Here is a 25,916-nt window from a genome sequence, read left to right on the forward strand (position 1 = left end):
GTCAGACCTCGTTGAGCTGTTTTGCGGCCGTCAGCGCCGCGCGGCCGCGAGGGCCATGGAAGTATTCGTGAATCCACGCGTCGTCGGTTTCCGACACTTTGTCGATGGCATCCGCCACCAGCACTTTCTTCTGCGCCAGCACCGCCACCCGGTCGGTGATGGTGTAGAGCGTGTCGAGGTCGTGGGTCACCAGGAAAACACTCAGGCCCAGGGCATCGCGCAGGGTCAAAATCAACTGATCGAACGCAGCGGCGCCGATCGGATCGAGGCCGGCGGTGGGCTCGTCGAGAAACAGAATGTCCGGGTCCAATGCCAAGGCCCGGGCCAACGCGGCGCGCTTGATCATGCCGCCAGACAGCGACGCGGGGTATTTATCCGCCGCCGACAGCGGCAATCCGGCCAGGGCCAGCTTCACGGCGGCCAGATGCTCGGCATCGTCGCGACTCAGGCCGGCGTGTTCGATCAGGGGCAGGGCGACGTTCTCGGTCACGGTCAGCGAAGAGAACAGGGCGCCTTTCTGGAACAGCACGCCGAAGCGCCGTTCAATCAGCGAGCGTTCATGTTCCGGCAACGTCGGCAGGTTTTGCCCAAAGACTTTCACCACACCCTCACTGGGCTGGCGCAAACCGACAATGCTGCGCAGCAACACCGATTTGCCGCTGCCGGAACCGCCGACCACGGCGAGGATTTCACCCTTGTACAAATCCAGATCAAGGTTTTCATGCACGCTCTGACGGCCGAAGCGATTGCACAGCCCGCGGACTTCAATCACCGCCTCGGCGGGCGCTCGGGGTAAACGGCTCACCAACTCATCTCCATGAAAAACAGCGCGGCCACGGCGTCGAGCACGATCACCACGAAAATCGACTGCACCACGCTCGACGTGGTGTGCGCACCCACCGATTCAGCGCTGCCGCTGACCTTGAAGCCTTCCAGGCAACCGATCGCGGCGATCAGGAAGGCGAAGATCGGCGCTTTGACGATCCCCACCAGAAAATGCTGAACGCCGATGTCCGATTGCAGCAGCGAGAGGAACATCGCGGGCGAGATATCCAGCGATATCGCACAAACCACGCCGCCGCCGACAATCCCCGAGATCATCGCCAGAAAGGTCAGCATCGGCAACGCGATCAGCAGTGCCAGGACGCGCGGCACCACCAGCAACTCCATCGGGTCGAGACCGAGGGTGCGGATGGCGTCGATTTCTTCGTTGGCCTTCATCGAACCGATCTGCGCGGTGAACGCACTGGCCGTGCGCCCGGCCATCAGGATCGCCGTCAGCAACACGCCGAATTCACGCAGGAAGGCAAACGCCACCAGATCCACCGTGAACACGCTGGCGCCGAAGGTGCTCAGCACCGTCGCCCCGAGAAATGCCACCACGGCGCCCACCAGAAAGGTCAGCAGGGCGACGATGGGCGCGGCATCGAGGCCGGTCTGTTCGATGTGCGCCACCATCGGCGTGATGCGCCAGCGGCTGGGCCGGAACAGTCCACGGACGATGGTTTCCAGAATCAGGCCGACAAAACCCAGCAGTTGCAGGGTGTCCTGCCAAACGGTGTCCACCGCACGGCCAATGCGCGTCAGCAGTTGAATGCCGACGCTGATTTCCGGTTCCTTGATGGGCACACAGAAATCGGTCAGCGATTGGTAGACGGTTTGCAGCAATGCGCGGTCGGCGGAAGAAAGGGTGCAATCGGGATGTTCGGCGGATCGCCCCAGGCGCTCGGAACCCAGCAGCTCCACCAACAGCGAGGCGCCAGCGGTATCGAGGGCGCCGAGGCCATTGAGATCGATGCGAGTGTTGTTGTCGTATTGGCCTTCGAGCTTTTCGCTCAGAAGCTTGAGGTCGGCGTAATGGGCGAGCGTCCAGTCCCCCGTCACCCGTATCTGAGCGGGGGCGTGCGAGGTGTCCAGTTGGGCATTGCCGGCCACTGTATTGCTGGTCATAAGCTCCGTGCTTTTTCGGCTATTTACGCTGACCTACGTAATAGCACGAACTGTCTTACTTTTCTTTGACCGGTGTGCTGTCAGGCACCGTGAAGCGCAACACGCCAATCAACTGGCCGTCTTCGGTCAGTACCCGCACCTGCCATTTGCCCGCCGGATTGCCGGGGAAGTTCTGTTTGTGGGTCCAGGCCCGATAGCCTTCCTTGCGCCCGCCGTGGATGTCGAGCGGGATGCGATCGACCTCTTTACCGTTGAATTGCCAGACATGATAAATCCGCTCGTCCAGGCCTCGCGGCGCGTTGATCGCGGTGTAGGCGTACAAGCCGCCGCCGCGAATCTGCTCGACGCTGACTTCTTCCAGGCTCTTGCCAGGCGTACGGTCCTGCATTTGCGTGCTGATCGCCACGTCGGTCATCCACAATGTCGCCGGCGGCACCCACGAACGCAGGACCCAACCGACGCCGCCGATACCGATGGTGATACTGAGGATCGCCAGCGCATTGCGCACCGTGCGGATCGGGAAGATCGACGCCAGGCTCGGGAACGACAGCAACACGGCGATCCCCAGCGCCCACTTGAAACTCTGCGAGGTGGTCAGGTGCATGATCACCGGCAACGCGGTGAGCAGGGCGGCGAACAGGGTCAGCGTGTGCAACGCCAGAAACGCCCAGCGCCGAGGCGCCAGCCATTTGTAGTAGAGCGGGTCGACGATGGAAATCAGCGCGGCGATGCCCAACAACCCGGTGAAGAACAACTGGCCGCTGTTCCACGTCGTGGTGATGAAGAAGAACGGAAGGACGAAGAACAGGCTTTCCTGATGGATCATCTGCGTCGCATAACGCAGCAATGGCTGGGGAATTTCCCGTTTGAAGATCCGGGTGAACAGCTTGGTCAGGCTGTTTTCCAGCATCAGCCAGATCCAGCTGATCAGCATGATGGTGGTGATCCAGCTCGCCAGCCCCTGCTGACGATCCACCAGAATGAAGCTGCCGACCCCGGAGACAAAGCCACCGAGCGCAATGACCCCGGGGTAGCGCTTCATCAGTTCGAGGATGCGCTGTACGAAGAGGGTCAAGGTCGGCATTCGGGCGGTTCACAGTAGTCGTAGGAAAAATCCCTGACAGGTTACCGCCTCATCATGGGAAATGGTTACTTTCTGCGATGAAAACGCCACGCCACCAGACTGATCACCAGCAAGCCTAACACCCCGGCAATCGCCCACAGCAATTGGTCATCACTGAGTAACGGCTTCTCGATCCGCACATACCCAGGCTGTAGGAGCAGTTCGCGCATCGCCTTGTTCGCCTCAGCGAGGGAAACCGCTTGCAGCTCCTTGGTGGGGTTGGCAAAACGGCCGTCCTCGTAGTCGCCCAGCGCGCTCCAGTAGTAATCGGCCAGCGCGCTGTTGCCTTGCACCGCCCAGGACTGGCGGGCGATGGCGGCCTGTTTGAGGCGATTGAAGGTTTCGGCGTTGAGGCCATCCTTGAGCAATTGAGCCTTCAAGTCATCCAGCACCGTCAGTGCCTCGTCCACATCGTCGCGCTCAAGGTCGGCATTGAGGCTCATGAAACCCACGCCACCGAACACTTCGCGCTCGGCCCAGGGTCCGTAGGACAAGCCGTGCGCCAGCCGTAACTGGCGATACAGCGCCCAGTCCAGATAGTCCTTGAGCAGATCGAAGGTTTCGTCGTGCTGATCCTCCAGCACCGGTTCCGGCACCATCCAGTGCAGCTTGGCCCCGCCACCGACAAAGCCGCGTGCCAGCGTGCGCTCATGGGCGGCGCTGGCCTGGATTTGTGGCAGCGACGGATGGCTGCTCGGCTCAATCGGCACCAACGTGCCGTAAGTTCGTTCCAGATAGGCTGGCAGCAAGCGGTCGAGATCGCCGACCACGATCAGCGTCATGTTGTTGGGCGCGTACCAATCCTTGCGCACTTTCTCCAGTTGTTCGCGGGTCAATTGATCGACTTCGGCACGCTCCTGACATTTCAGTCCGAGCTCCACGGCCAGTTGCTTGCTGGCGGTATGCCCCAGGTCCTGGCGGTCCAGCCAGCGTTGCAAATGCGAGTAATGACCGCCGTCTTCGCGTTCGACCACTTGCTTGGCGGCGTTGATGGCGTTGTCGTCGAAGCGGGTCTGGGTCAGCAACGCCAGCAACAGATCGAGGACTTTGCGCTGGTTTTTCGCCGGGGCTTCGATCACGAACGTGGTGTCGGCATTACTGGTAAAGGCGTTCCATTCGCCGCCCAGCGCTTGCATGCGCTCTTCGAGGCCACCTTCGCCGCTGGCGTCGATGCCGCTGAACAGCAGATGTTCGAGCAGGTGCGGCAATTCTTTCTCGGCGCAGCTGAAATCATCGATACCGACGCCGACCACCAGCCGGATCGCCACATGCCCGCGCTCCGTGCCGGGTTTGAGCAGCAGTTGCAGGCCGTTGCGCAGGGTATAGCCCTCGACCTGAAAGCGATCCAGGGCAAACGAAGGAAATGAGCCGAGCAACAGACAGGCGAACAACAGACAACGCATAACGAGCTTCCATACGGCTAGCGTGAGTTCAACAGACTTCGGGCCACGGCGGACGTTCAGGGAGAATGCGTGATGTCAGTCAAATCGTCGACCACCAGCGCGCCGGTGTCGGAGGTTTCCAGCACCACGTAAGCGCTGCTGCAAAAAAGTGAATTCAGACGCTTCATGTCGGCAATCAACTCCAGATGCAACGAACTGGTCTCGATACTTTGCACGATCTTACGTTGCAAACGGCTGACATGAGCGTGGGCCAAACGCCGTTCCTGTGCGCGAAAGCGACGTTTCTCACGGACCAATTGGCGAGCGCTTTCGGGATCGGCACTGAGGAACACCGACATTCCGAGGCGCAAGTTGGAGATCAGTTGCGTATGCAGCCCGGCCAGTTCCTCCAGGCCCACTTCGGAAAATGAGCGACGCTGCGAGGTTTTCTGCTGCTGGACCTTGCGCAGCATGCGTTCGATCAAATCGCTGGCGAGTTTGAGGTTGATCGCCAACTCGATGATTTCTGCCCAGCGCCGACTGTCCTGATCACTGAGGTCCTCGCGGGGCATTTGCGCCAGATACAGCTTGATGGCGCTGTAGAGCGATTCCACATCGTCGGCCAGGCGACGCACTTCTTGTGTCACTGCGGTTTGCTTGCCGTGCAGCACATCGAGCATGGCCTCCAGCATGTTATCGATCAGGTCACCCATGCGCAGGGTTTCCCGAGCCGCGTTGGCCAGCGCCAAGCTCGGTGTAACCAGTGCCGTAGCGTCAAGGTGTCGGGGTTTGGCAGTGCCGTTGACCTGTGGCCGCTCGGGCAGCACCCAGGCACAAAACCTGGCCATCGGCCCGACACTGGGCAGCAGGATCAGGCAGCGCGCGGTGTTGTAGAGCAGGTGGAAGCCGATGACCATTTCCTGGGGGCTGAAATCCAGGCTGTCGATCCAGTGCACCAACGGGTCGAGTACCGGAATGATCAGCACCAGGCCGATCAGTTTGTACAACAGGCTGCCCAATGCCACCTGGCGTCCGGCGGCGTTCTGCATGCTGGTGCTGAGGAACGCCAGAATACCGCTGCCGATGTTGGCGCCGATCACCAGGCCGATCGCCACTGGCAAGCTGATCACGCTGGCGCCGGCCAGTGTTGCGGTCAGCAGGACCGCCGCGAGGCTGGAGTAGGAAATCATCGCGAACAGCGCACCGACCAGGGCGTCGAGCAGGATGTCGCCGGTCAGCGAAGCGAAAATCACCTTCACGCCTTGGGCGTGGGTGATCGGTGTGGCCGCCTCGACGATCAGTTGCAACGCCAGGATGATCAAGCCAAGGCCAATCGCGACGCGGCCCATTTGGCCCAGTCGCGTCTGTTTGCGCGAGAGGAAGAAAATCACCCCGAGGAAGATCAACAGCGGCGACAGCCATGACAGATCGAAGGTCAGCACCCGCGCCATCAGCGCCGTACCGACATCGGCGCCGAGCATGGTCGCCAGCGCCGGGGTCAGCGCCATCAGGCCCTGGCCGACAAAGGAGGTGACGAGCATGGCGGTGGCGTTGCTGCTTTGGACCATGGCGGTCACCGCGATCCCGGAAACGAACGCCAGCCAGCGTTTGGACATGTTCTGGCCAATGACATGACGCAGGTTGGAACCGTAGACCCGCAGGATGCCGGTTCGGACGATGTGCGTGCCCCAGATCAGCAAGGCCACGGCAGAGAGCAAATTGAGCAGGGTGAGCATACAGGCCCCCTGTGGTGGTAACGCCCCAAAGGGGCAAGTTGACGGTGCCGCGCGACGTTCTACGTTATTTACTTAAGCTGTAGTTGGCTAACGGTCTGGGCGCCAGCATCGCATAGCTAAAGAAGTGATTGAAACAAAACTGTCATGAAAACCCGGTCTTCCAACCGTCCAAAACAACTGTGGGAGCGAGCTTGCTCGCGATTAGGCCCTCACATTCAGCATTGATGTTGAATGATGGACCGCAATCGCGAGCAAGCTCGCTCCCACAGGGGTGTTGCGTACTACAGGGTTATTGACCCGGAATGTCCTTGCGCAGTTTCACCGGATCCTGCTGCTTGCGCTTTTTCGCGATCGCGGTGCGCATCTTGATGTTGATCGCTTCCACCGCCAGCGAGAACGCCATGGCGAAGTAGACGTAGCCTTTCGGTACGTGCACGTCCAGGGATTCGGCGATCAGCACGGTACCGACCACCAGCAGGAACGACAGCGCCAGCATCTTCAGCGACGGGTGCTTGTCGATGAACGCGCTGATGGTGCCCGCAGCCAGCATCATCACCAGAACGGCCACGACAATCGCCGCCACCATGACCGGTACATGGGACACCATGCCGACCGCAGTGATGACCGAGTCCAGCGAGAACACGATGTCGATGATCGCGATCTGGATGATGGTGTACAGGAAATTGCCGCCCTTGCCCGAAGGTTCGTCATTGCTTTCGTCTTCACCTTCCAGCGCGTGGTACATCTCTTGCGAGCTCTTCCACAGCAGGAACAGACCCCCGAAGAACAGGATCAGGTCACGCCCGGAAATGCCCTGGCCGAACACTTCGAACAGGTCGGCGGTAAGGCGCATGACCCAGGTGATCGACAGCAGCAACAGGATCCGCGTGATCATGGCCAGCGCCAGACCGAAAATCCGGGTGCGCGCCTGCATGTGCTTGGGCATGCGGCTGACCAGGATCGAAATCATGATGATGTTATCGATGCCCAGGACGATTTCCAGGGCGGTCAGGGTGAAGAAGGCAACCCAGATTTCAGGGTTGGTCAGCCATTCCATGTGTATTCCTTTGAGCGAGTGTTAAACCACAACGGGCCCGGGCTTCAAACAAGCCTGGACCCGATGTGGTGAGTCTTGGGCTTATAGAGTGCTGAACAGCGGAAAAATCCCCATCAGCAACGCGGCGACCAGTATGCACATGCACACCAGCACTGCCCACTTCAGGGTGAAGCGCTGGTGATCACCAAAATCGATACCGGCCAGGGCCACCAACAGGTAGGTCGATGGTACGAGCGGGCTCAACAGGTGGACGGGCTGACCGACGATCGAGGCACGTGCCATTTCCACCGCGGTTATACCGTAGTGACTGGCGGCTTCGGCAAGTACCGGTAACACGCCGTAATAAAATGCATCGTTCGACATGAAGAACGTGAACGGCATGCTCACCAGCGCCGTGATCACCGCCAGGTACGGGCCGAGGAAATCCGGAATCACCGACAGCAGGCTTTTCGACATGGCATCTACCATGCCGGTGCCCGACAGGATACCGGTGAAGATGCCCGCGGCAAAGATCAGCCCGACCACTGCCAGCACACTACCGGCGTGGGCCGCGACGCGATCCTTCTGCTGTTGCAGGCAAGGATAGTTGACGATCATCGCGATACTGAACGCCACCATGAACAGCACCGGCAACGGCAACAGGCCGGCAATCAGGGTGCACATCAGACCCAGGGTCAGGGCGCCGTTGAACCAGATCAGCTTCGGACGACGGGCATCCGGGAACTGCGAGACGCTGATTTCGCTGTGGTCGATCTCATCGCCCACCAGGTGCAGCTCACCCAGACGCGCACGTTCACGTTTACCGTAGAAGTAAGCGATGGCCAGGATCGCCACCACACCGGCCGCCATCGCTGGAATCATCGGTACGAAGATCGCCGACGGGTCCACGTGCAACGCACTGGCAGCACGAGCGGTCGGGCCGCCCCATGGGGTCATGTTCATCACGCCACCGGCGAGGATGATCAGGCCGGCCATGATCCGCGGGCTCATGCCGATGCGGCTGTAGAGCGGCAGCATGGCGGCCACGCAGATCATGTAAGTGGTCGCGCCGTCACCATCGAGGGAAACGACGAGCGCCAGTACGGCGGTGCCGACCGAAACTTTCAACGGGTCGCCCTTGACCATTTTCAGGATCTTGCGCACGGCCGGGTCGAACAGGCCGGAGTCGATCATCAGGGCGAAGTACAGAATCGCGAACATCAGCATCACGCCGGTTGGCGCGAGTTTGGTGATGCCTTCGAGCATCATCGGGCCGATTTTCGGGCCGAAGCCACCGAACAGGGCGAAGATGATTGGAATCAGGATCAGGGCGATCAGCGCAGACAGGCGCTTGGTCATGATCAGGAACATGAACGTGATGACCATGGCGAAGCCAAGGAAAGTCAGCATGGGAATACTCCAGGCGTAGCGCGGCTAGGGAATGAGCGGATCGGCGATCAGCGCAGAACGGGAAGCACGAGGCGTACGGGCGGAGTTGCAACGAAGCGGCGGATAGAAGAGGACATCAGAATCACCATTGTTGTTGTTAAATGGGCTGTGCGAGCGATAAAACGCTGGCATTGGCCGACCGGTCTGTTGCCGGTAGTGGGGGCGATCCTAATCGGGGAAGCTTTCAGCCAGCTTTCGCCGATGAAAGCGTTGACCGGAAGTACGACCGGTCGTCGGAGCGAGTTGATGCCTTCGCACACATTGCGCCACGAAACACTCCTGTAGGAGCTGCCGGAGGCTGCGATCTTTTGATTTTGATTTTTGAAAGCAAGATCAAAAGATCGCAGCCTTCGGCGGCTCCTACAGAGGCATACGGATCAGGAGGAGACAGCATGGCCAAAATCCATACAGGCGGTTGTCACTGCGGACAACTGCGCTATCAACTCAGCGGGCCGTTGCACGATATCGCCCACTGTCATTGCTCGATTTGCCGACGGGTCAGCGGCGGCATCGTGACCACCTGGATCACCGTGCCCGCATCGGCCTTTCAATGGCTGGCCGGAACACCGGCGCAGTACGACTCTTCATCGACCTGCACGCGATATTTCTGTGGCCACTGTGGGGCGCAACTGGCCTTGACCACTCACCTGAGCCCGGAAAGCATCGACGTGACCATCGCCACTCTCGACCATCCCGAGCTGGCCCCGGCCGAGCGGCACATCTGGACCGACAGCCGCTTGCCGTGGCTACACTTGGACGAGCACTTACCGAGCGAGGCGGAAGAAACCATCTGATCAAAAAATAGACAGGTCCAGCGGGCGAATCGCGCCCATCCAGATCGCATGCTCGGTGTGGTCGAGCAGATCGTCGCCGGTGTCCGGATGCAGGAACACCACCAAACCCTTGCGGTTGAGCGCCAGCCACGGCAGCACTTCGCCAATCAGTTCCGGCCCGAACGCCAGTTGGCAACTCCAGTCCGGGTGCGGGCCGACCGGGCGCTCATGCACGCGGCCCATCTTCAGCGGGAACAATTGCGCCGCTTGCTCGCACAGAGCTCGCGCCTGATCGATGGTGCCGGCGTCGAAATACACATGGGCGTGATAGCCCTTGATCCGTTGCATTGAAATCCCTCTGAACCTGAGTCGAACCCTCACCGTTTGCGGCGTGTCACACGCGATATAGGCAGTGAAGTACGGAGTCCAGCCATGAAAAACGCCGAAACCCCGGTGGTGAAAGTGGTGCTTTATGGTGCCATGAGTAGCCTGGGCAGCGCGCTGATGGCTGAAATGCTGCGGCGCCAGCATGAAGTGATCGCCATTCTCGATAACCTGACGGCGCTCCCGCCGCGTCCGGGCTTACGCACCAAGACCGGCGATCTGTTCGATGCGCAGCGGGTGAAGCAAAGCGTAGCGGGCAGTTCAGCGGTCATCTGTTTACTGGACGCACCCGGCCTGCCGTTCAACAGTGAATACGTAGAAAAATCCATCGTGCCGGGGCCGGTCGAACAGGTGCTGGCGGTAGATGCGCTGATCGACGGCATGCAGGCAGCCAACATCAACCGATTGTTTCTGGTGGGGAATTTCGATGTGCTCGACGATCCGGAAACCGAGGACAGCCTGCAACGCCACGCCGCCGACGAAATCCGCGAAGCGCTGCAAAGCAGTGCCTTGCAGTGGACGCTGGTGAATGCTCCGCGCGGGGTGGCGGGTCTGACCATTGAGCACTTCAGCCAGGTCACTGGCAATCTGGAGCCGGGACTGGCCGAACCGCTCGAACGACTGGCCCGCACCGCTACGGGCATCGCCGATGAAATGCAGCTGAATTTGCACATCGGCGAGCACGTCAATTTCATCGCGACTTCATAGCCTTAAAAGATCGCAGCCTGCGGCAGCTCCTTGGAGCGCATACTCCTGTAGGAGCTGCCGCAGGCTGCGATCTTTTGATTTTCAAACCGCAATCGACGGCAACGCCAACCCGTTGAGCGATTGGGCACTGCTGGCCTGCTCGGCCATCAACCAATCGACAAACTGCTGGATCAGCGCCCCACGTCGTTTGCGCTGGGGCAGAACCACATAATAGCCCAACCGGGACATCACCGTTTCGCCGATCGGACGGCACAACAAACCTTGCGCCAGCAAGTTATCCACAAGGTGCCGCCAACCGATGGCCACGCCCTGACCGCCAATCGCGGCCTGAATCAACAAGGTGTAATTGTCGAAGCGCAGTTGTCCGGGGGCCGGAGGCGAGGTGATGCCCAACTCGCGAAACACGCCGCTCCAGTCGAACCAGTTGCTACTGTTTTCCCCTCGCAAGTGCAGCAACGGAAACTCCAACAACGATTGGGCAGGCAAGGGCAGGGCACGCTCGTTCAACAGTTGCGGACTGCACACAGGAAACACTTCTTCGCTGAACAGCCAATGGCTTTCGCCCTGTTTGAAGCGCCCATCGCCGAACAACACCGCCACATCGATATCGGTACGTAACATGTTGTGACTGCGCTCGCTGGTAACGAGGCTGACGTCGACCTGAGGATTGGCCGCGTGGAAGCGGTGCAGCCGTGGCATCAGCCAATAGGCGGCGAAGGCGAAATCGGTCGCGACTTGCAGCACTTCGTGTTGATGCTGTGCACTGATCGCACTCAATCCAGAGTCGATTTGCTGCAATCCGAGTTGAACCTGCTCGAAAAGGATCGTCCCGACTTCCGTCAACTCGATACCGCGGTAGATGCGGTCGAACAGTCGAGTGGCGAGTTGTTCCTCCAACCGCTTGATCTGCTGGCTGATGGCCGGTTGCGTCGTACCCAGTTCAATCGCCGCTGCCGTGAAGCTGCGTTGTCGCGCCGCCGATTCGAAAGCGCGGAGCAAATCCAGAGACAGGTCACCGAGGGCGTCATACATAAGCTGTGCTTATCCTAGTCATTGCCGCGCATGGGCTTTACCGCAAAAGTTGTGGGTTTCATCCTCGATCCCAGCACTCTCGCATAAACATCCACTATGGAATGCCGCGATCACATGAAGCGCAAGAACATTCTTTTCATCATGGCCGATCAAATGGCCGCGCCAATGTTGCCGTTCTACGGCCCATCGCCCATCAAACTACCGAATTTGAGCCGCCTCGCCGTACAAGGCGTGGTGTTCGACGCCGCTTACTGCAATAGCCCGTTGTGCGCGCCGTCGCGTTTTACCCTGGTCAGCGGCCAGTTGCCGAGCAAGATCGGCGCCTACGACAACGCGGCGGATTTCCCCGCCGATGTGCCGACTTATGCACACTACCTGCGGCGTCTCGGCTACCGCACCGCGCTGTCGGGCAAGATGCATTTTTGCGGCCCGGACCAGTTGCATGGCTATGAGGAACGTCTGACCAGCGATATCTATCCGGCCGACTACGGTTGGGCGGTGAACTGGGATGAGCCGGATGTGCGTCCGAGCTGGTATCACAACATGTCGTCGGTGCTGCAAGCCGGGCCGTGCGTACGCACCAATCAGCTGGATTTCGACGAAGAGGTGGTGTTCAAGGCCCAGCAATACCTGTTCGATCACATTCGCGAGGATGGCGACCAGCCGTTCTGTCTGACCGTTTCGATGACGCACCCACACGACCCGTACACGATTCCCAAGGCATTCTGGGATCTGTACGACGATGCCGATATCCCATTGCCTACAACGCCAAATCAACATGAACTCGATCCGCATTCCCAACGTTTGCTCAAGGTTTACGACCTGTGGGATAAACCGTTGCCTGTGGATAAGATTCGCGATGCGCGCCGCGCTTACTTCGGTGCTTGCAGCTATATCGATAGCAACGTCGGCAAACTCCTGCAAACTCTCGAGGATACCGGGCTGATCGACGACACCATCATCGTCTTCTCCGGCGACCACGGTGACATGCTCGGCGAGCGTGGCCTCTGGTACAAAATGCACTGGTATGAAATGGCCGCGCGAGTCCCCCTGTTGATAAGTGCGCCAGGGCAATTCGGCGCTGGACGGGTCAGCGCCTCGGTATCCACCGCCGACCTGCTGCCGACCTTCGTTGAACTGGCGGGCGGCACACTGGAACCAGGCCTGCCGCTCGACGGTCGATCGCTGGTGCCGCATTTGCAGGGGCAGGGTGGGCACGACGAAGTGTTTGGCGAGTACATGGCCGAAGGTACCATCAGCCCATTGATGATGATTCGCCGGGGCGCCTACAAATTCATCTACAGCGAAGACGACCCTTGCCTACTCTTCGACGTACACAATGACCCGCGCGAACTGGAAGAACTCAGTCAGTCGCCACAACATCGTCAGCTTTTCGACGATTTTCTCGCCGAAGCGCGGGCTAAATGGGATATTCCGGCGATCCACCAACAGGTGCTCGCGAGCCAGCGGCGTCGACGTTTCGTCGCCGACGCCCTGACCATCGGCAAGCTGAAGAGCTGGGATCACCAGCCGCTGGTGGACGCCAGTCAGCAATACATGCGTAACCACATCGACCTCGACGATCTGGAGCGTAAAGCACGTTATCCACAACCCTGCCAAAACCAATAATGTTAAGGGGAAGTCCATGCAAAGGTTATCCACAGTACTGACGGTCGGGCTCTTGGCTCTGGGCAGTGCATCGGCTTTCGCCGATCAATGCGAGACGGTGAAAATGGCCGATCCAGGCTGGAGCGACATCGCCGCGACCAACGCCATCACCGGGTTTCTGCTGGACGGCATGGGCTACAAGGCCAAGGTGGATACCCTCGCGGTGCCGATCACCTTTGGCGGGCTCAAGGACGGCCAGGTCGATGTGTTCCTGGGTAACTGGATGCCGGCGCAGCAGGGCTTCTATGACAAGTTCGTGGCCACCGGCGATGTCACGCAATTGGCGAAAAACCTCGACGGCACCGAATTCACCCTCGCTGTCCCGGACTATGTATGGGACGCGGGTGTGCATAACTTTGCCGACCTGAACAAATACGCTGACAAGTTCGATCACAAGATCTACGGCATCGGCTCCGGCGCACCGGCGAACATCTCGCTGCAAGAGATCATCAAGAAAAACGATTTCGACATGGGTCAGTGGAAACTGGTTGAGTCCAGCGAACAGGCAATGCTGGCCGAAGTGGCCCGCGCGGTGAAGAAACAGAAGTTCGTGACCTTCCTCGGCTGGACCCCGCACCCGATGAACGTGCAGCTGAAAATGCACTACCTGAAGGGCGGCGAAAAATACTTCGGCGACACCGGCAGCGTTCACACCCTGACCCGCAAAGGTTATGCACAGGCCTGCCCGAACGTTGGCAAGCTGCTGACCAACCTGAATTTCACCCAGGAGATGGAAAACAGCATCATGGCCGAGGTGGTGAACAAGAAAGTCAGCAATGCTGACGCCGCCAAAGCGTGGATCAAGGCCAACCCGGCGGTGCTGGATAAATGGCTGGATGGCGTGAAGACCGTGGATGGCAAGGATGCGTTGCCGGCCGTAAAAGCCAAGCTCTAGAACCCATGCAAGCTGCTACAGATTGCATTACGTCCTGATACTCTTTCGTAAAACCCCAACCGAGAGGACCCATGGCCTTCCCCAGCCGCCATTCACTCTTCCCCTTCCTTTCCTGGTTGCCCCGGCAAACCCGCGCCAGCGTCGGGCGTGACCTGATCGTCGGTCTCAGCGGCGCGATTCTCGCGTTGCCGCAATCCATTGCCTACGCACTGATTGCCGGTCTCCCACCGGAGTACGGTCTGTACGCGGCAATCATTCCGGTGCTGATCGCTTGTCTTTGGGGTTCATCGTGGCATTTGATCTGCGGTCCTACGGCGGCCATCTCCATTGTCCTGTACGCCAGCGTCAGTCCTCTGGCCGTGCCGGCGACGCAGGACTACGTGATGTTGATCCTGCTGCTGACGTTCCTGGCCGGGATTTTCCAGTGGTTGTTGGGATTACTGCGCTTTGGTGCGCTGGTGAATTTCGTTTCTCATTCGGTGGTACTCGGTTTCACCCTCGGCGCGGCGGTGGTGATTGCCGTCGGCCAACTGCCCAATCTGCTGGGGCTCGACTTGCCCAGCCAGGCCACGGCGCTGGACAGTTTCATCACGCTGTTGCGCCATCTCAGCGAAGTGGACAAACCCTCGCTGGTGCTAGGGCTGGCGACGGTGGTGGTGGGCATAGTCCTCAAGCTGTGGCTACCGCGCTGGCCGACGCTGCTGATCACGCTGGTGCTGGGCGCATTGCTGGTCTGGCTCTGGCCATCGATGTTCGGCCATGTGCAATTGGTCAGCGCATTCACCGGAAAACTGCCGCCTTTTAGCCCATTACCGCTCGATCTCGATCTGATCCTGCGTCTGCTGCCGAGCGCCGTGGCAGTGGGCATGCTCGGGTTGGTGACAAGTTTGTCGATCGCCCGCTCAATTTCTGCACGTTCGCAGCAATTACTCGACGCGAACCAGGAAGTTCGCGCCCAAGGCCTGTCGAATATCGTCGGTGCGTTTTTCTCCGGATCGCTGTCGGCAGGCTCCTTCACCCGGTCGGGCCTGAGTTACGAAGCGGGCGCATGTTCGCCACTGGCTGGGATTTTTTCGGCGCTGTGGGTGGCGCTGTTCGCTATTTTCGGCGCCAGCCTGATCGCGCATATCCCGATTCCGGCCATGGCCGGCAGTATTCTGCTGATCGCCTGGGGCCTGGTGGACCATCGCGGCATTCGCGCATTACTGCGGGTCAGCCGCGCCGAGTTCGTGGTCATGGCCCTGACCTGTGTCGCTACGCTGCTGCTGGAATTGCAGACGGCGATCTACGCCGGGGTGTTGGCCTCGCTGTTTTTCTACCTCAAACGCACCTCGCAACCGCGGGTACAACATCTGCGCGACGGCGATGAAGACATTCTGCGAGTCGGCGGTTCGATCTTTTTCGGCGCCAGCCATTACCTGCAAGTACGCCTGCAACGCATGCACGGCGCACGCGTGGTGATCGAGGCGCAGCAGATCAACTTCATCGACTATTCAGGCGTGGAGATGCTGCATCAGGAAGCACGGCGGTTATTGCGCCAGGATCGCAGCCTGACCTTGCGCCAGGCTCGGCCGCAGGTGGTGGATGAATTGAGGAAGCTGGAAGGGGCGGAGAAATGCCCGATTCGGTTTGAGGATTGAAAAGATCGCAGCCTTCGGCAGCTCCTACATGAGATTTGTACCCATCCTGTAGGAGCTGCCGAAGGCTGCGATCTTTCGATTTTAAAGGGCGAGTTGCCGGCGAAGTTCGGCCAACACCGGCGCCGTATCCGGCCGTACTTCGCGCCACAGGAAGAACGCTTCCGCCGCTTGCTCAGCGAGCATCCCCAACCCATCCATCGACACCGCCGCGCCATGTTCGCTGGCCCAACGGCAGAACGAGGTCGGTTCCTTGCCGTACATCATGTCGTAGCAAACCGTTTTGCCCGGTTCGATCAGGCTGGCGGCAATCGGCGGCACATCGCCCGCCAGGCTTGCGGAGGTCGCGTTGATGATCAGGTCCACCGACTCCTGCAACCAGTCGTAACCACTGGCCGACACCGGCCCCAGATCGCAAAACAATTCCGCCAGCAGCTCGGCCTTGTCCACTGTACGGTTGGCGATGATCACCGACGCCGGTTGCTCGGCGAGCAACGGTTCCAGTGCACCGCGCACCGCGCCACCGGCGCCCAACAACAGGATGCGTTTGCCCTTGAGGCTGAACCCGGCGTTGACCGTCAGGTCCCGCACCAGTCCGGCGCCGTCGGTGTTGTCACCCAACAGAGTGCCATCGTCCAGTTTGCTCAGAGTGTTCACCGCGCCGGCTCGTTGCGCCCGCGCGGTCAGGTTGTTGGCCAGACGATAGGCCTCTTCCTTGAACGGCACCGTCACATTCGCCCCACGACCCTCGAGGAAAAATGCCCGGGCACAGCCGGAAAAATCGTCGAGGGGCGCCAGCAAAGTGCTGTAGTCGAGTTTCTGTGCGGTCTGCTCGGCAAACAGGCGATGAATCAGCGGTGATTTGCTGTGGCCAATCGGGTTACCGAAAACGACATAACGGTCCATCAACATTCCTCTCAGGCCTCAGCCAACCAGTCGCGGTCTTGCAGGAAATACTCGGTCAGGCGCGCTTCTGCGCTGCCAGGTTCGGCTTTCCAGTCATAACCCCAGCGTACTTGCGGCGGCAGGGACATGAGGATCGACTCGGTACGCCCGCCCGATTGCAGGCCGAACAGCGTGCCGCGGTCGTAGACCAGGTTGAACTCGACGTAGCGCCCGCGGCGATACTCCTGGAATTCCCGCTGTTTCGCGGTGAATGCCTCGTGCTTGCGCCGCTGCAGGATCGGCAGGTACGCATCGATGTACGCGTCACCGATGGCGCGCATGAAGGCGAAACTGGTGTCGAAGTCCCACTCGTTCAGGTCATCGAAAAACAGGCCACCGATGCCCCGTGGCTCGTGGCGATGCTTGATGTGGAAGTAACTGTCGCACCAGGCTTTGTAACGCGAGTAGACGTCCGCGCCGAACGGCGCGCAGGCCTGCTCGGCGACACGGTGCCAGTGAATGCAATCTTCTTCATTGCCGTAGTAAGGCGTCAGGTCGAAGCCGCCGCCGAACCACCAGACCGGCTCTTCGCCTTCCTTTTCAGCGATGAAAAATCGCACGTTGGCGTGGGAAGTCGGCACATGCGGGTTGTGCGGGTGGATCACCAGCGACACGCCCAGGGCTTCGAAGCCGCGCCCGGCCAATTCCGGCCGATGGGCGCTGGCGGACGGTGGAAGACCGCTGCCGAAGACATGGGAAAAGTTGACGCCGCCCTTTTCGATGACCGTACCGTTTTCGATTACGCGGGTGCGACCGCCACCGCCGGCAGGCCGGGTCCAGGCGTCTTCGACGAAGCGCGTGCCAACGTCTTCGGCTTCCAGGGCGGCACAGATTCGGTCTTGCAGGTCGAGCAGGTAGGCTTTTACGGCCTCGGTGCGGGTCGTCATGTCATCACCTTGAATCGGGCGAAGCTACGCGGCGGTTTACAAGGCCGGCAGCAAATTGCTGCGTAGGATAACACTGCACCTTGTTCCGTCGCAGTTGACGAAGATCAAGCTTAGGAGTCCGATAGGGCGCTTCGCATTTACACAATCAGCAACGATCCCAGGAGAGTGCAGATGGCAAAGCGTATCCAGTTCCGTGCCCACGGCGGCCCCGAAGTGCTTGAGTATGTGGATTACCAACCCGCCGCGCCGGGTCCGAAGGAAGTCCGCGTGAGCAACAAGGCCATCGGCCTGAACTTCATCGATACCTATTACCGCAGCGGTCTCTATCCGCCACCGTCCTTGCCATCGGGCGTGGGTTCGGAAGGCGCAGGCGTGGTCGAAGCGGTCGGCAGCGATGTCACTCGCTTTAAGGTCGGTGATCGCGTGGCGTATGGCAGCGGCCCGTTGGGTGCCTACAGCGAGATTCACGTTTTGCCCGAAGCCAATCTGGTGAAACTGCCGGACGCCATCAGTTTCGAACAGGCTGCCGGCGTCATGCTCAAAGGCCTGACTGTGCAGTACCTGTTGCGTCAGACCTATGAACTCAAGGGTGGCGAAACCATCCTGTTCCACGCCGCTGCCGGCGGCGTCGGCTCCCTGGCCTGCCAATGGGCCAAGGCCTTGGGCGTGAAGTTGATCGGCACGGTGAGTTCTGCGGAGAAAGCCGCGCTGGCGAAGGCCAACGGTGCATGGGCAACCATCGACTACAGCCATGAAAACGTCGCACAACGCGTACTGGAATTGACTGACGGCAAAAAAGTCCCGGTGGTGTACGACGGCGTCGGCAAGGACACCTGGCTGACGTCACTCGACAGCGCTGCGCCACGGGGATTGGTGGTGAGCTTCGGCAATGCGTCGGGTGCGGTGGACGGGGTGAACCTGGGGATTCTGGCGGGGAAGGGCTCGTTGTACGTCACCCGGCCGACGCTGGGAACCTACGCCAACAACGCCGAGAACTTGCAGCGCATGGCTGATGAATTGTTCGAGATGATCATCAGCGGCAAGGTGAAGGTGGATATCAGCCAGACGTTTTCACTGGCGGATGCAGCGAAGGCACAGACCGAGTTGTCGGCACGGCGTACGACTGGCTCGGTTGTTTTATTGCCCTGATATTTCCATCACCTGGTTGGGCCTCATCGCGGGCAAGCCCGCTCCCACAGTGGCTGCTGGTGCTCACAAAACTTGTGTTCACCGCTAATCCTTGTGGGAGCGGGCTTGCCCGCGATTGGGCGCGCCTCGGTCTCAATCCGGGCGCACAACGTGGCCCGTCGCCAGATCCCGAATCACACTCGGATTCTTGCGCCCGCCCAGCATCCCGCCGAGCACCATATCAACCTGACCACGGAAGTACTGCTCGACGCGAATCCGCGTACGCGCCGCCGGCCGGCCTTGCGGGTTGGCGGAAGTCGACACCAATGGCCCGACCAGCGCGCACAATTCCCGCACTTGCGGATGATCACTGACCCGCAGCGCCACCGTTTCATGCACGCCGGTAATCCACTGCGGCAACAGGTTCTGATGCGGCACCAGCCATGTGTTCGGCCCCGGCCAGGTGCTGGCCATGCGATCCATCCACAGTTCAGGGAAGTCTTCGAAGAGGAAGTCGAACTGGCGAATGTTGTCCGCGACCAGGATCAGGCCCTTATCCACAGACCGACCCTTGATCAGCAGCAGCCGCTCGACTGCTTCTTCGTCCCACGGGTCGCAACCCAGACCCCAGACGGCTTCGGTTGGGTAGGCAAGCACCGCCCCTGCGCGAATGGCTCGTGCGGCTTGTTGCACACGCCAACTGTTGACCATGAAAAACTCTCCAGAATAAGGCTCTGCGCAGTTTACCGATCTTCCTTATAAAACCTAGCTCACCCGCGCAAACCAGCGCCCGTTTTCACACACGGCGCTGCCGTCCATTTCCAGTTCGGTCAGCGCCACCAGCACCTTGGGCAACGTCCAGCCGCTGGCATCGGCCAAGGCTTCGCTGGTGTGGGGCGCGGCGTGGAGCAACTTCAATAGGGGATGACGCGTATCCACGACAGACGTTTCTGTGGATGACGACAGTTGTTGCCAGCCACGTAGCGCTTCGAGGATATGCTCGACAGTCTCCACCAGCACCGCGCCGTCGCGGATCAACTGATGGCAACCCTTGGCGCCCGGGTGATGGATCGACCCCGGAATCGCATACACCTCGCGCCCCTGTTCCGCCGCCAGCCTTGCGGTGATCAACGAACCGCTGGCGACACTGGCCTCGACCACCAGCACGCCCAGGGACAAACCACTGATGATGCGATTGCGTCGCGGGAAGTTGCTGGCGCTGGGGCCGGTGTCCAGCGGGAACTCCGAAAGCACCGCGCTGCCCGACGCGATCATGGCGTCTGCCAGTCGTCGATTGCGCTGTGGATAAAACTTTTCCAGCCCCGTGCCGAGCACGCCGATCGTTTGCGCGCCAACGTCCAGCGCCGCCTGATGCGCGGCGGCGTCGATGCCCAGCGCCAGACCGCTGGTGATGACAAAACCGGCACCGGCCAGACTGCGGGAAAATGCGGCGGCAGTGTCCATGCCCGGTCTTGAAGCGCGGCGACTGCCTACCATCGCCAGCTGTGGTTTTTCCAGGATGCCCGGATCGCCCGCCACGAATAACATCGGCGGGGCATCGCTGATTTCTGCGAGCAGCGCCGGGTAGTCAGGCTGGTCCCACATCAATAAATGCTGGGCCGGACGCTCTAGCCAGGCCAATGCATGGCTCGCACCATCACGAACTTCAGCGCAGCGCCTGGCTTCGGAACATGCCAGCGGCAAACCCAGGGCACGCCAGGCACTGGCCGGCGCGCTGATGGCTTTGGACGCCGAGCCGAAGGCTTCCAGCAACTTCTTGAACCGCGCCGGGCCGAGTTCCGGCAACCGGTGCAAGCGTAAACGAGCTTCCAGTTCCGCAGGGGAAACCGGTGCAACAGTAGGCAGTGGCATGGATCGTCCTTGATCGTTATAAGCACCCGTCGAAGCGGGAATAAGCTGTGGATAACTCTGTTGGTAACTTGTGAAGCAAGCTTACGGATTTCGCACCTTGTCCATCACCGCCAGCGAGCGCGAAGCGTTGAGCACCAGTCCGTAACTGAGCTTGTCGTAGGTGCGGAAAACCATCAGCAGGCCGGCACGTTCATCCGGAACCTTGAGCGGCTGGCCAGTGATCCGGTCACGCACGGTTTCGCCGGTCTTCATCACCACCAGCATATTGCCTTCAGCGAGGCCATCACGTTGCCCCTTGTTCAACGTGACCACGTCCATGGCACCGATCTGCGTCACGCCGCGCGGTACATCGATGATCAGGCCATTGATTTCGCTGCCCGGTTCGCTGGGCGTGAACGTCGAATTGATCGAACGTTCTTCGCCGCTGAACAAACGGTCGCCGAGGCGCACTTCCTGGGTTGTGCGTCGCAAACTCAGCGTAGCGACGTCGCCTTCGGTGGCAATGATCTCGCCACCACCGATGTCATCGGCGTTGATCCCCAGAAACTCCCGGGTCTGCGGATCGGTATAGACCTTGCCCTGACGGAAGATGCCGTACACAGGTTGTGCCGGGTCGAAGTGGCCGCGGGCAAAGACGCGATCCCCGGCGCCGCTGAGCACCCGTTCGGCATCACCGGCCACGATGTAGGGCGCCTTGTCGAAATCCTCGGCCTTGTCGACGATGCGGTTGCTGAGCAGAAAGCTGTTGATCGACTTCAGCGCAATGCTCGGGATGGCCTCGGTTACCGGGCTGGTGCGCACCTGTGGCGACAGTTTTATGGTCGGAATATGTTCCTTCGGTGGCACTTGCCCGTGCGCCCAACCTGCCGAGGCCAGAAGGAGCAGGGCGAGTAGTGATTTCCTCATGCGGTGAATCCCTTTATTATGTACGTTCGCGTGAAACGCCAGAGCCGTCAGTGGCTCGCTCCCGGCTTGCTTATGAAGAGAAGGGAGCTACGTTTTACAAAGGTAGCCTGCATCTTCGGACCCGCCAGGCCACCGCCCCGACCTTACTTCACACGTGCAGTCATCAAGCTTATGGCCATTTTGAACATCCTCGAATTCCCTGACCCGCGCCTGCGCACTATCGCCAAACCGGTGGCCGTAGTGGACGACGAAGTGCGTCAGTTGGTCGACGACATGTTTGAAACAATGTATGAGGCACCGGGCATCGGCCTCGCCGCGACCCAGGTCAACGTGCACAAACGTATCGTCGTGATGGACCTTTCCGAAGACCGCACCGAGCCGCGAGTGTTCATCAACCCCGAGCTCGAACCGCTGACCGACGACATGGGCCAGTATCAGGAAGGCTGCCTTTCCGTGCCGGGCTTCTATGAAAACGTCGATCGCCCGCAACGGGTCAAGGTCAAGGCGCTGGACCGCGACGGCAAGCCTTACGAACTGATCGCCGAAGATTTGCTCGCGGTGTGCATCCAGCACGAATGCGACCACCTCAATGGCAAATTGTTCGTCGATTACCTGTCCACGCTCAAACGCGACCGCATCAAGAAGAAACTGGAAAAGCTTCATCGCCAGAACGCTTGATGCCCATCTTCAAAGGCTTGCTGCGGCAAGCCTTTTTCTTTTCAAGAGACTTCATGAATGACTGAGCCACTGCGCATTGTCTTTGCCGGCACCCCGGAATTCGCCGCCGAACACCTCAAGGCCCTGCTGAGCAGCCCTTACGAGATCGTCGCGGTCTACACCCAACCGGATCGTCCGGCCGGTCGCGGGCAAAAACTGATGCCGAGCCCGGTCAAGCAGTTGGCCCTGGAAAACAATATCCCGGTGCTGCAACCGCCAACCCTGCGCAACGAAGATGCTCAGGCTGAACTCGCGGCGCTTAAGCCGGACTTGATGGTGGTGGTCGCCTACGGCCTGATCCTGCCGCAAGTCGTACTGGATATTCCGCGCCTGGGTTGCATCAACAGCCATGCTTCGCTGCTGCCGCGCTGGCGCGGTGCGGCGCCGATCCAGCGTGCCGTGGAAGCGGGCGACGCTGAAAGTGGCGTGACCGTGATGCGCATGGAAGCAGGCCTGGATACCGGGCCGATGCTGCTGAAAGTCACCACGCCGATCAGCGCCGAAGACACTGGCGGCAGCCTCCACGACCGTCTGGCCGAAATGGGTCCACCGGCGGTAGTTCAGGCGATTGCCGGCCTCGCTGCCGGGACGCTGGAAGGCGAAGTGCAGGACGACAGCCTCGCCACCTACGCGCACAAATTGAACAAGGAAGAAGCGCGCATCGACTGGACTCGCCCGGCGGTTGAGCTGGAGCATCTGGTCCGCGCCTTCAACCCGTGGCCGATTACCCACAGCACGCTGAACGGCGAAGCCCTGAAGGTGCTGGCGGCGAACCTGGCCGAAGACAAAGGCGCACCCGGTGAAATCCTCAGCGCCAGCAAGGACGGCCTGATCGTCGCTTGCGGCGAACAGGCTTTGTGCCTGACTCGCCTGCAATTGCCCGGCGGCAAGGCGCTGAACTTCGCTGACCTGTTCAACAGCCGTCGTGAGAAATTCGCCACCGGAACCGTGCTCGGTCAAGCGGCGGACGCTCAATGAACCCGCGTCTGGCCGCCGCCAAGGCACTCGCCGCTGTCCTGAACGGAAAAGCTTCGCTCAACAGCTCGCTACCCACGCAACTGGACAAGGTCGAGGACCGTGATCGCGGTTTCACCCAGGATCTGGCGTTCGGCACCGCTCGCTGGCAGCCGCGTTTGTCGGCGCTGGCGGCCAAGTTGCTGCAAAAACCATTCAAGGCTGCCGACGCCGATGTCGAGGCGCTGCTGCTGGTTGGCCTCTACCAATTGCTCTACACCCGTGTCCCGGCCCATGCCGCTATCGGTGAGACTGTCGGTTGTGCCGACAAGCTTAAAAAACCTTGGGCCAAAGCCTTGCTCAACGCTGTGCTGCGTAACGCTCAGCGCGAAAGCGAAACGATTTTCGCCGAACTGGAACGCGATCCCGTGGTGCGCACCGCCCACCCGCGCTGGCTGCAAAAATCCCTGAAAGCATTCTGGCCAGAGCAATGGGAAGCCATCTGCGCGGCGAACAACGCGCATCCGCCGATGATCCTGCGGGTCAACCGCCGTCATCACAGCCGCGATGCTTATCTCGGCTTGCTGACCGACGCTGGCATCGCCGCCACACCGTGCGTCTACAGCCGCGACGGCATCGTCCTCGAAGCCGCCGCCGACGTGCGCAGCCTGCCGGGTTTCGCCGAAGGCTGGATCAGCGTGCAGGACGAAGCTGCGCAACTGGCCGCCGATCTGCTTGATCTGGCGCCGGACCAGCGAGTACTCGACGCCTGCTGTGCACCGGGTGGCAAGACTTGCCACATCCTCGAAGCCGAACCAAAACTGGCCGGCGTGGTGGCGGTGGACCTGGAAGCCAAGCGTCTGGTGCGAGTCCGCGAGAACCTCGAACGCCTGAAACTGAGCGCCGAACTGATTGCCGCCGACGGCCGCGACACCCAGGCATGGTGGGATGGCAAACCGTTCCAGCGCATCCTGCTCGACGCGCCATGCTCGGCCACCGGCGTGATTCGCCGTCACCCGGACATCAAGCTGACCCGCCAACCCGACGACATTGCCGCACTCGCCGTGCTGCAAGGCGAGCTGCTCGACGCCATGTGGATAACTCTGGAAGTGGGCGGCATTCTGCTCTACGCCACGTGCTCCACATTGCCGACCGAGAACACCGAAGTCATCGAAGCCTTTCTCGCCCGCACACCGGGCGCCCGTGAACTGGACCTCGCCACGGCGGCCGGCATCAAGCAGCCCCATGGTCGCCAGTTGCTGGCCCAGGAAGGCGGCCACGACGGGTTCTACTACGCCAAGCTGATCAAGATTGCCGCCGCGCGCGGTTAACCGGTTTAAGGGAGTGACTGGATGAAAATCATCATCCTCGGCGCAGGGCAGGTCGGCGGTTCGCTGGCGGAACATTTGGCCAGCGAGGCCAACGACATCACCGTGGTCGACACCGATGGCGAACGCCTGCGTGATCTCGGCGATCGGCTGGATATCCGCACCGTACAAGGTCGCGGCTCGTTCCCGACCGTGCTGCGCCAAGCCGGGGCCGATGACGCCGACATGCTGGTCGCCGTGACCAACAGCGATGAAACCAACATGGTTGCTTGTCAGGTCGCCCACACCTTGTTCCACACCCCGACCAAAATCGCCCGGGTTCGCGAAGCCGCGTACCTGACCCGCGAAGAACAGCTGTTCCAGAACGAAGCGATTCCGGTGGACGTGCTGATCAGCCCGGAACAAGTGGTGACCAACTACATCAAGCGCCTGATCCAGCATCCGGGCGCCTTGCAGGTGATCGACTTCGCCGAAGGCAAGGCGCAACTGGTGGCGGTGCGGGCTTACTACGGCGGGCCGTTGGTGGGCCAGCAGCTGCGGCAGTTGCGCGAGCACATGCCGAACGTCGAAACCCGCGTCGCGGCGATTTTCCGTCGCGACCGGCCGATCCTGCCGCAAGGCGATACGGTGATCGAGGCCGACGACGAAGTATTTTTCATCGCCGCCAAAGCGAACATTCGCGCAGTGATGAGCGAAATGCGTCGCCTCGACGAGACCTACAAACGCATCGTCATCGCCGGTGGCGGGCAGATCGGTGAACGTCTGGCCGAGGCCATCGAAAGCCGTTACCAGGTGAAGATCATCGAGATGAACCCGGCACGTTGCCGCCATCTCTCGGACCACCTCGACAGCACCGTGGTGTTGCAGGGCAGCGCCTCGGATCGTGACCTGCTGCTGGAAGAGAACATCGCCGACGCCGACCTGTTCCTGGCCCTGACCAACGATGACGAAGCCAACATCATGTCGTCGCTGCTGGCCAAGCGTCTGGGTGCGAAGAAGGTGATGACCATCATCAACAACCCGGCCTACGTCGATCTGATCCAGGGCGGCGACATCGACATCGCCATCAGCCCGCAACTGGCGACCATCGGCACCTTGCTGGCCCACGTGCGCCGTGGCGATATCGTCAGCGTGCACTCACTACGCCGGGGCGCGGCGGAGGCCATCGAGGCCATTGCCCACGGCGATTCAAAATCCAGCAAGGTCATCGGCAAGGCCATCGAGAACATCGGCCTGCCGCCGGGCACCACCATCGGTGCGATCATTCGCGACGAAGAAGTGATTATCGCCCATGACGACACCGTGATCGAAACCGGCGACCATGTGATTTTGTTCCTTGTGGATAAAAAGCATATTCGCGATGTGGAGAAGCTGTTCCATGTGGGGCTGAGCTTCTTCTGATCCAA

Annotated in this window: 23 protein-coding genes and 1 pseudogene; 10 read left to right on the forward strand and 14 right to left on the reverse strand. The window is 60.5% G+C overall.

All coding sequences use genetic code 11. From position 1 onward, the window contains the following. Position 1: 1 nt before the first annotated feature. From ACM110_RS17455 to ACM110_RS17485, 7 genes are all read right to left on the reverse strand, one after another. A complete protein-coding gene (locus ACM110_RS17455; protein ID WP_416128749.1) occupies positions 2–805 on the reverse strand; it encodes an ABC transporter ATP-binding protein in 804 nt (267 codons plus the stop codon). Beyond that, entirely contained in the window at positions 802–1,950 is a 1,149-nt protein-coding gene (locus tag ACM110_RS17460) for an MlaE family lipid ABC transporter permease subunit (RefSeq protein WP_416128750.1), read from the reverse strand. Before ACM110_RS17460 ends, ACM110_RS17455 begins: the two co-directional genes overlap by 4 nt. Positions 1,951–2,005: 55 nt before the next feature. Further along, positions 2,006–3,034: a DUF5924 family protein gene (locus tag ACM110_RS17465; protein ID WP_338583993.1), complete on the reverse strand. Its 1,029-nt coding sequence runs from the start codon at positions 3,032–3,034 to the stop codon at positions 2,006–2,008. Between the two features lie 65 nt (positions 3,035–3,099). After that, a complete protein-coding gene (locus ACM110_RS17470; RefSeq protein WP_416128751.1) occupies positions 3,100–4,476 on the reverse strand; it encodes a M16 family metallopeptidase in 1,377 nt (458 codons plus the stop codon). A 56-nt stretch (positions 4,477–4,532) separates the two neighbouring features. After that, positions 4,533–6,191 (reverse strand): Na/Pi cotransporter family protein, encoded by a 1,659-nt coding sequence (locus tag ACM110_RS17475; RefSeq protein WP_416128752.1) that lies wholly within the window; start codon positions 6,189–6,191, stop codon positions 4,533–4,535. 289 nt (positions 6,192–6,480) lie between these two features. Then, the gene (locus tag ACM110_RS17480) at positions 6,481–7,248 is read right to left on the reverse strand and encodes a TerC family protein (protein WP_416128753.1); all 768 of its coding nucleotides are present in this window, start codon (positions 7,246–7,248) and stop codon (positions 6,481–6,483) included. 81 nt (positions 7,249–7,329) lie between these two features. Further along, complete coding sequence (locus tag ACM110_RS17485) at positions 7,330–8,637, reverse strand: CitMHS family transporter (protein ID WP_338583989.1); 1,308 nt, start codon at positions 8,635–8,637, stop codon at positions 7,330–7,332. Positions 8,638–9,068: 431 nt separating this feature from the next. Between ACM110_RS17485 and ACM110_RS17490 the strand changes: the two genes are divergently transcribed. Next, entirely contained in the window at positions 9,069–9,470 is a 402-nt protein-coding gene (locus ACM110_RS17490) for a GFA family protein (RefSeq protein WP_416128754.1), read from the forward strand. Here the strand turns inward: ACM110_RS17490 and ACM110_RS17495 are convergent, their stop codons facing one another. Then, a complete protein-coding gene (locus ACM110_RS17495; RefSeq protein WP_338583987.1) occupies positions 9,471–9,797 on the reverse strand; it encodes a DOPA 4,5-dioxygenase family protein in 327 nt (108 codons plus the stop codon). It abuts the gene before it with no gap. 84 nt (positions 9,798–9,881) lie between these two features. Between ACM110_RS17495 and ACM110_RS17500 the strand changes: the two genes are divergently transcribed. Next, on the forward strand, positions 9,882–10,541 hold the full coding sequence (locus ACM110_RS17500) for an NAD(P)-dependent oxidoreductase (RefSeq protein ID WP_416128755.1): 660 nt from the start codon (positions 9,882–9,884) through the stop codon (positions 10,539–10,541). A gap of 81 nt (positions 10,542–10,622) precedes the next feature. Here ACM110_RS17500 and ACM110_RS17505 read toward each other — a convergent pair whose 3' ends face one another. After that, positions 10,623–11,573 (reverse strand): choline sulfate utilization transcriptional regulator, encoded by a 951-nt coding sequence (locus ACM110_RS17505; RefSeq protein WP_416128756.1) that lies wholly within the window; start codon positions 11,571–11,573, stop codon positions 10,623–10,625. A gap of 114 nt (positions 11,574–11,687) precedes the next feature. On the opposite strand from ACM110_RS17505, the gene betC reads away from it, so the two are divergent. The 3 genes from betC (at position 11,688) to ACM110_RS17520 (ending at position 15,776) form a co-directional block, all read left to right on the forward strand. Then, a complete protein-coding gene (gene betC / locus ACM110_RS17510) occupies positions 11,688–13,202 on the forward strand; it encodes a choline-sulfatase (RefSeq protein ID WP_416128757.1) in 1,515 nt (504 codons plus the stop codon). Between the two features lie 16 nt (positions 13,203–13,218). Further along, complete coding sequence (gene choX / locus ACM110_RS17515; protein ID WP_416128758.1) at positions 13,219–14,136, forward strand: choline ABC transporter substrate-binding protein; 918 nt, start codon at positions 13,219–13,221, stop codon at positions 14,134–14,136. Between the two features lie 71 nt (positions 14,137–14,207). After that, positions 14,208–15,776: a SulP family inorganic anion transporter gene (locus ACM110_RS17520; protein WP_416128759.1), complete on the forward strand. Its 1,569-nt coding sequence runs from the start codon at positions 14,208–14,210 to the stop codon at positions 15,774–15,776. Between the two features lie 81 nt (positions 15,777–15,857). On the opposite strand, the gene aroE is transcribed toward ACM110_RS17520, so the two are convergent. Beyond that, positions 15,858–16,679, reverse strand: a complete 822-nt coding sequence (gene aroE, locus ACM110_RS17525; protein ID WP_416128760.1) for a shikimate dehydrogenase — start codon at positions 16,677–16,679, stop codon at positions 15,858–15,860. An 11-nt stretch (positions 16,680–16,690) separates the two neighbouring features. After that, complete coding sequence (gene hemF / locus ACM110_RS17530; RefSeq protein WP_416128761.1) at positions 16,691–17,605, reverse strand: oxygen-dependent coproporphyrinogen oxidase; 915 nt, start codon at positions 17,603–17,605, stop codon at positions 16,691–16,693. 171 nt (positions 17,606–17,776) lie between these two features. Here hemF and ACM110_RS17535 point away from each other — a divergent pair, with 171 nt between their 5' ends. After that, positions 17,777–18,754, forward strand: coding sequence for an NADPH:quinone reductase (locus tag ACM110_RS17535; RefSeq protein WP_338583979.1), 978 nt, complete (start codon positions 17,777–17,779; stop codon positions 18,752–18,754). A 132-nt stretch (positions 18,755–18,886) separates the two neighbouring features. On the opposite strand, the gene ACM110_RS17540 is transcribed toward ACM110_RS17535, so the two are convergent. From ACM110_RS17540 to ACM110_RS17550, 3 genes and pseudogenes are all read right to left on the reverse strand, one after another. Next, entirely contained in the window at positions 18,887–19,444 is a 558-nt protein-coding gene (locus tag ACM110_RS17540) for an L-threonylcarbamoyladenylate synthase (protein WP_416128762.1), read from the reverse strand. A 54-nt stretch (positions 19,445–19,498) separates the two neighbouring features. Further along, positions 19,499–20,605, reverse strand: a complete 1,107-nt coding sequence (gene dprA, locus ACM110_RS17545; RefSeq protein ID WP_416128763.1) for a DNA-processing protein DprA — start codon at positions 20,603–20,605, stop codon at positions 19,499–19,501. Positions 20,606–20,686: 81 nt separating this feature from the next. After that, positions 20,687–21,427: pseudogene (locus ACM110_RS17550) on the reverse strand (peptidoglycan-binding protein); the annotation flags it as partial. A 255-nt stretch (positions 21,428–21,682) separates the two neighbouring features. Between ACM110_RS17550 and def the strand changes: the two are divergent. Genes def through trkA form a run of 4 tightly spaced genes read left to right on the forward strand, consistent with a single transcriptional unit; the run spans position 21,683 to position 25,911 of the window. After that, entirely contained in the window at positions 21,683–22,189 is a 507-nt protein-coding gene (def, locus tag ACM110_RS17555; RefSeq protein ID WP_007969867.1) for a peptide deformylase, read from the forward strand. Positions 22,190–22,246: 57 nt separating this feature from the next. After that, on the forward strand, positions 22,247–23,206 hold the full coding sequence (gene fmt / locus ACM110_RS17560) for a methionyl-tRNA formyltransferase (RefSeq protein ID WP_416128764.1): 960 nt from the start codon (positions 22,247–22,249) through the stop codon (positions 23,204–23,206). Continuing rightward, positions 23,203–24,513 carry a 16S rRNA (cytosine(967)-C(5))-methyltransferase RsmB gene (rsmB, locus tag ACM110_RS17565; RefSeq protein WP_416128765.1) on the forward strand — a complete coding sequence of 437 codons (1,311 nt, stop codon included), beginning with the start codon at positions 23,203–23,205 and terminating at the stop codon, positions 24,511–24,513. Before fmt ends, rsmB begins: the two co-directional genes overlap by 4 nt. 21 nt (positions 24,514–24,534) lie before the next feature. Continuing rightward, the gene (gene trkA, locus ACM110_RS17570; RefSeq protein WP_338583973.1) at positions 24,535–25,911 is read left to right on the forward strand and encodes a Trk system potassium transporter TrkA; all 1,377 of its coding nucleotides are present in this window, start codon (positions 24,535–24,537) and stop codon (positions 25,909–25,911) included. Positions 25,912–25,916: the final 5 nt, after the last annotated feature.

It is taken from the genome of Pseudomonas sp. NFX98, assembly GCF_047784845.1.
Classification (GTDB): Bacteria; Pseudomonadota; Gammaproteobacteria; order Pseudomonadales; family Pseudomonadaceae; genus Aquipseudomonas.

Excerpts from the sequence above, each read along its gene's own strand:
- ACM110_RS17460 (WP_416128750.1), bottom strand. The coding sequence starts at position 1,950 with ATGACCAGCAATACAGTGGCCGGCAATGCCCAACTGGACACCTCGCAC.
- ACM110_RS17465 (WP_338583993.1), bottom strand. The coding sequence starts at position 3,034 with ATGCCGACCTTGACCCTCTTCGTACAGCGCATCCTCGAACTGATGAAG.
- ACM110_RS17470 (WP_416128751.1), bottom strand. The coding sequence starts at position 4,476 with ATGCGTTGTCTGTTGTTCGCCTGTCTGTTGCTCGGCTCATTTCCTTCG.
- ACM110_RS17475 (WP_416128752.1), bottom strand. The coding sequence starts at position 6,191 with ATGCTCACCCTGCTCAATTTGCTCTCTGCCGTGGCCTTGCTGATCTGG.
- ACM110_RS17480 (WP_416128753.1), bottom strand. The coding sequence starts at position 7,248 with ATGGAATGGCTGACCAACCCTGAAATCTGGGTTGCCTTCTTCACCCTG.
- ACM110_RS17485 (WP_338583989.1), bottom strand. The coding sequence starts at position 8,637 with ATGCTGACTTTCCTTGGCTTCGCCATGGTCATCACGTTCATGTTCCTG.
- ACM110_RS17490 (WP_416128754.1), top strand. The coding sequence starts at position 9,069 with ATGGCCAAAATCCATACAGGCGGTTGTCACTGCGGACAACTGCGCTAT.
- ACM110_RS17495 (WP_338583987.1), bottom strand. The coding sequence starts at position 9,797 with ATGCAACGGATCAAGGGCTATCACGCCCATGTGTATTTCGACGCCGGC.
- ACM110_RS17500 (WP_416128755.1), top strand. The coding sequence starts at position 9,882 with ATGAAAAACGCCGAAACCCCGGTGGTGAAAGTGGTGCTTTATGGTGCC.
- ACM110_RS17505 (WP_416128756.1), bottom strand. The coding sequence starts at position 11,573 with ATGTATGACGCCCTCGGTGACCTGTCTCTGGATTTGCTCCGCGCTTTC.
- betC (WP_416128757.1), top strand. The coding sequence starts at position 11,688 with ATGAAGCGCAAGAACATTCTTTTCATCATGGCCGATCAAATGGCCGCG.
- choX (WP_416128758.1), top strand. The coding sequence starts at position 13,219 with ATGCAAAGGTTATCCACAGTACTGACGGTCGGGCTCTTGGCTCTGGGC.
- ACM110_RS17520 (WP_416128759.1), top strand. The coding sequence starts at position 14,208 with ATGGCCTTCCCCAGCCGCCATTCACTCTTCCCCTTCCTTTCCTGGTTG.
- aroE (WP_416128760.1), bottom strand. The coding sequence starts at position 16,679 with ATGGACCGTTATGTCGTTTTCGGTAACCCGATTGGCCACAGCAAATCA.
- hemF (WP_416128761.1), bottom strand. The coding sequence starts at position 17,605 with ATGACGACCCGCACCGAGGCCGTAAAAGCCTACCTGCTCGACCTGCAA.
- ACM110_RS17535 (WP_338583979.1), top strand. The coding sequence starts at position 17,777 with ATGGCAAAGCGTATCCAGTTCCGTGCCCACGGCGGCCCCGAAGTGCTT.
- ACM110_RS17540 (WP_416128762.1), bottom strand. The coding sequence starts at position 19,444 with ATGGTCAACAGTTGGCGTGTGCAACAAGCCGCACGAGCCATTCGCGCA.
- dprA (WP_416128763.1), bottom strand. The coding sequence starts at position 20,605 with ATGCCACTGCCTACTGTTGCACCGGTTTCCCCTGCGGAACTGGAAGCT.
- def (WP_007969867.1), top strand. The coding sequence starts at position 21,683 with ATGGCCATTTTGAACATCCTCGAATTCCCTGACCCGCGCCTGCGCACT.
- fmt (WP_416128764.1), top strand. The coding sequence starts at position 22,247 with ATGACTGAGCCACTGCGCATTGTCTTTGCCGGCACCCCGGAATTCGCC.
- rsmB (WP_416128765.1), top strand. The coding sequence starts at position 23,203 with ATGAACCCGCGTCTGGCCGCCGCCAAGGCACTCGCCGCTGTCCTGAAC.
- trkA (WP_338583973.1), top strand. The coding sequence starts at position 24,535 with ATGAAAATCATCATCCTCGGCGCAGGGCAGGTCGGCGGTTCGCTGGCG.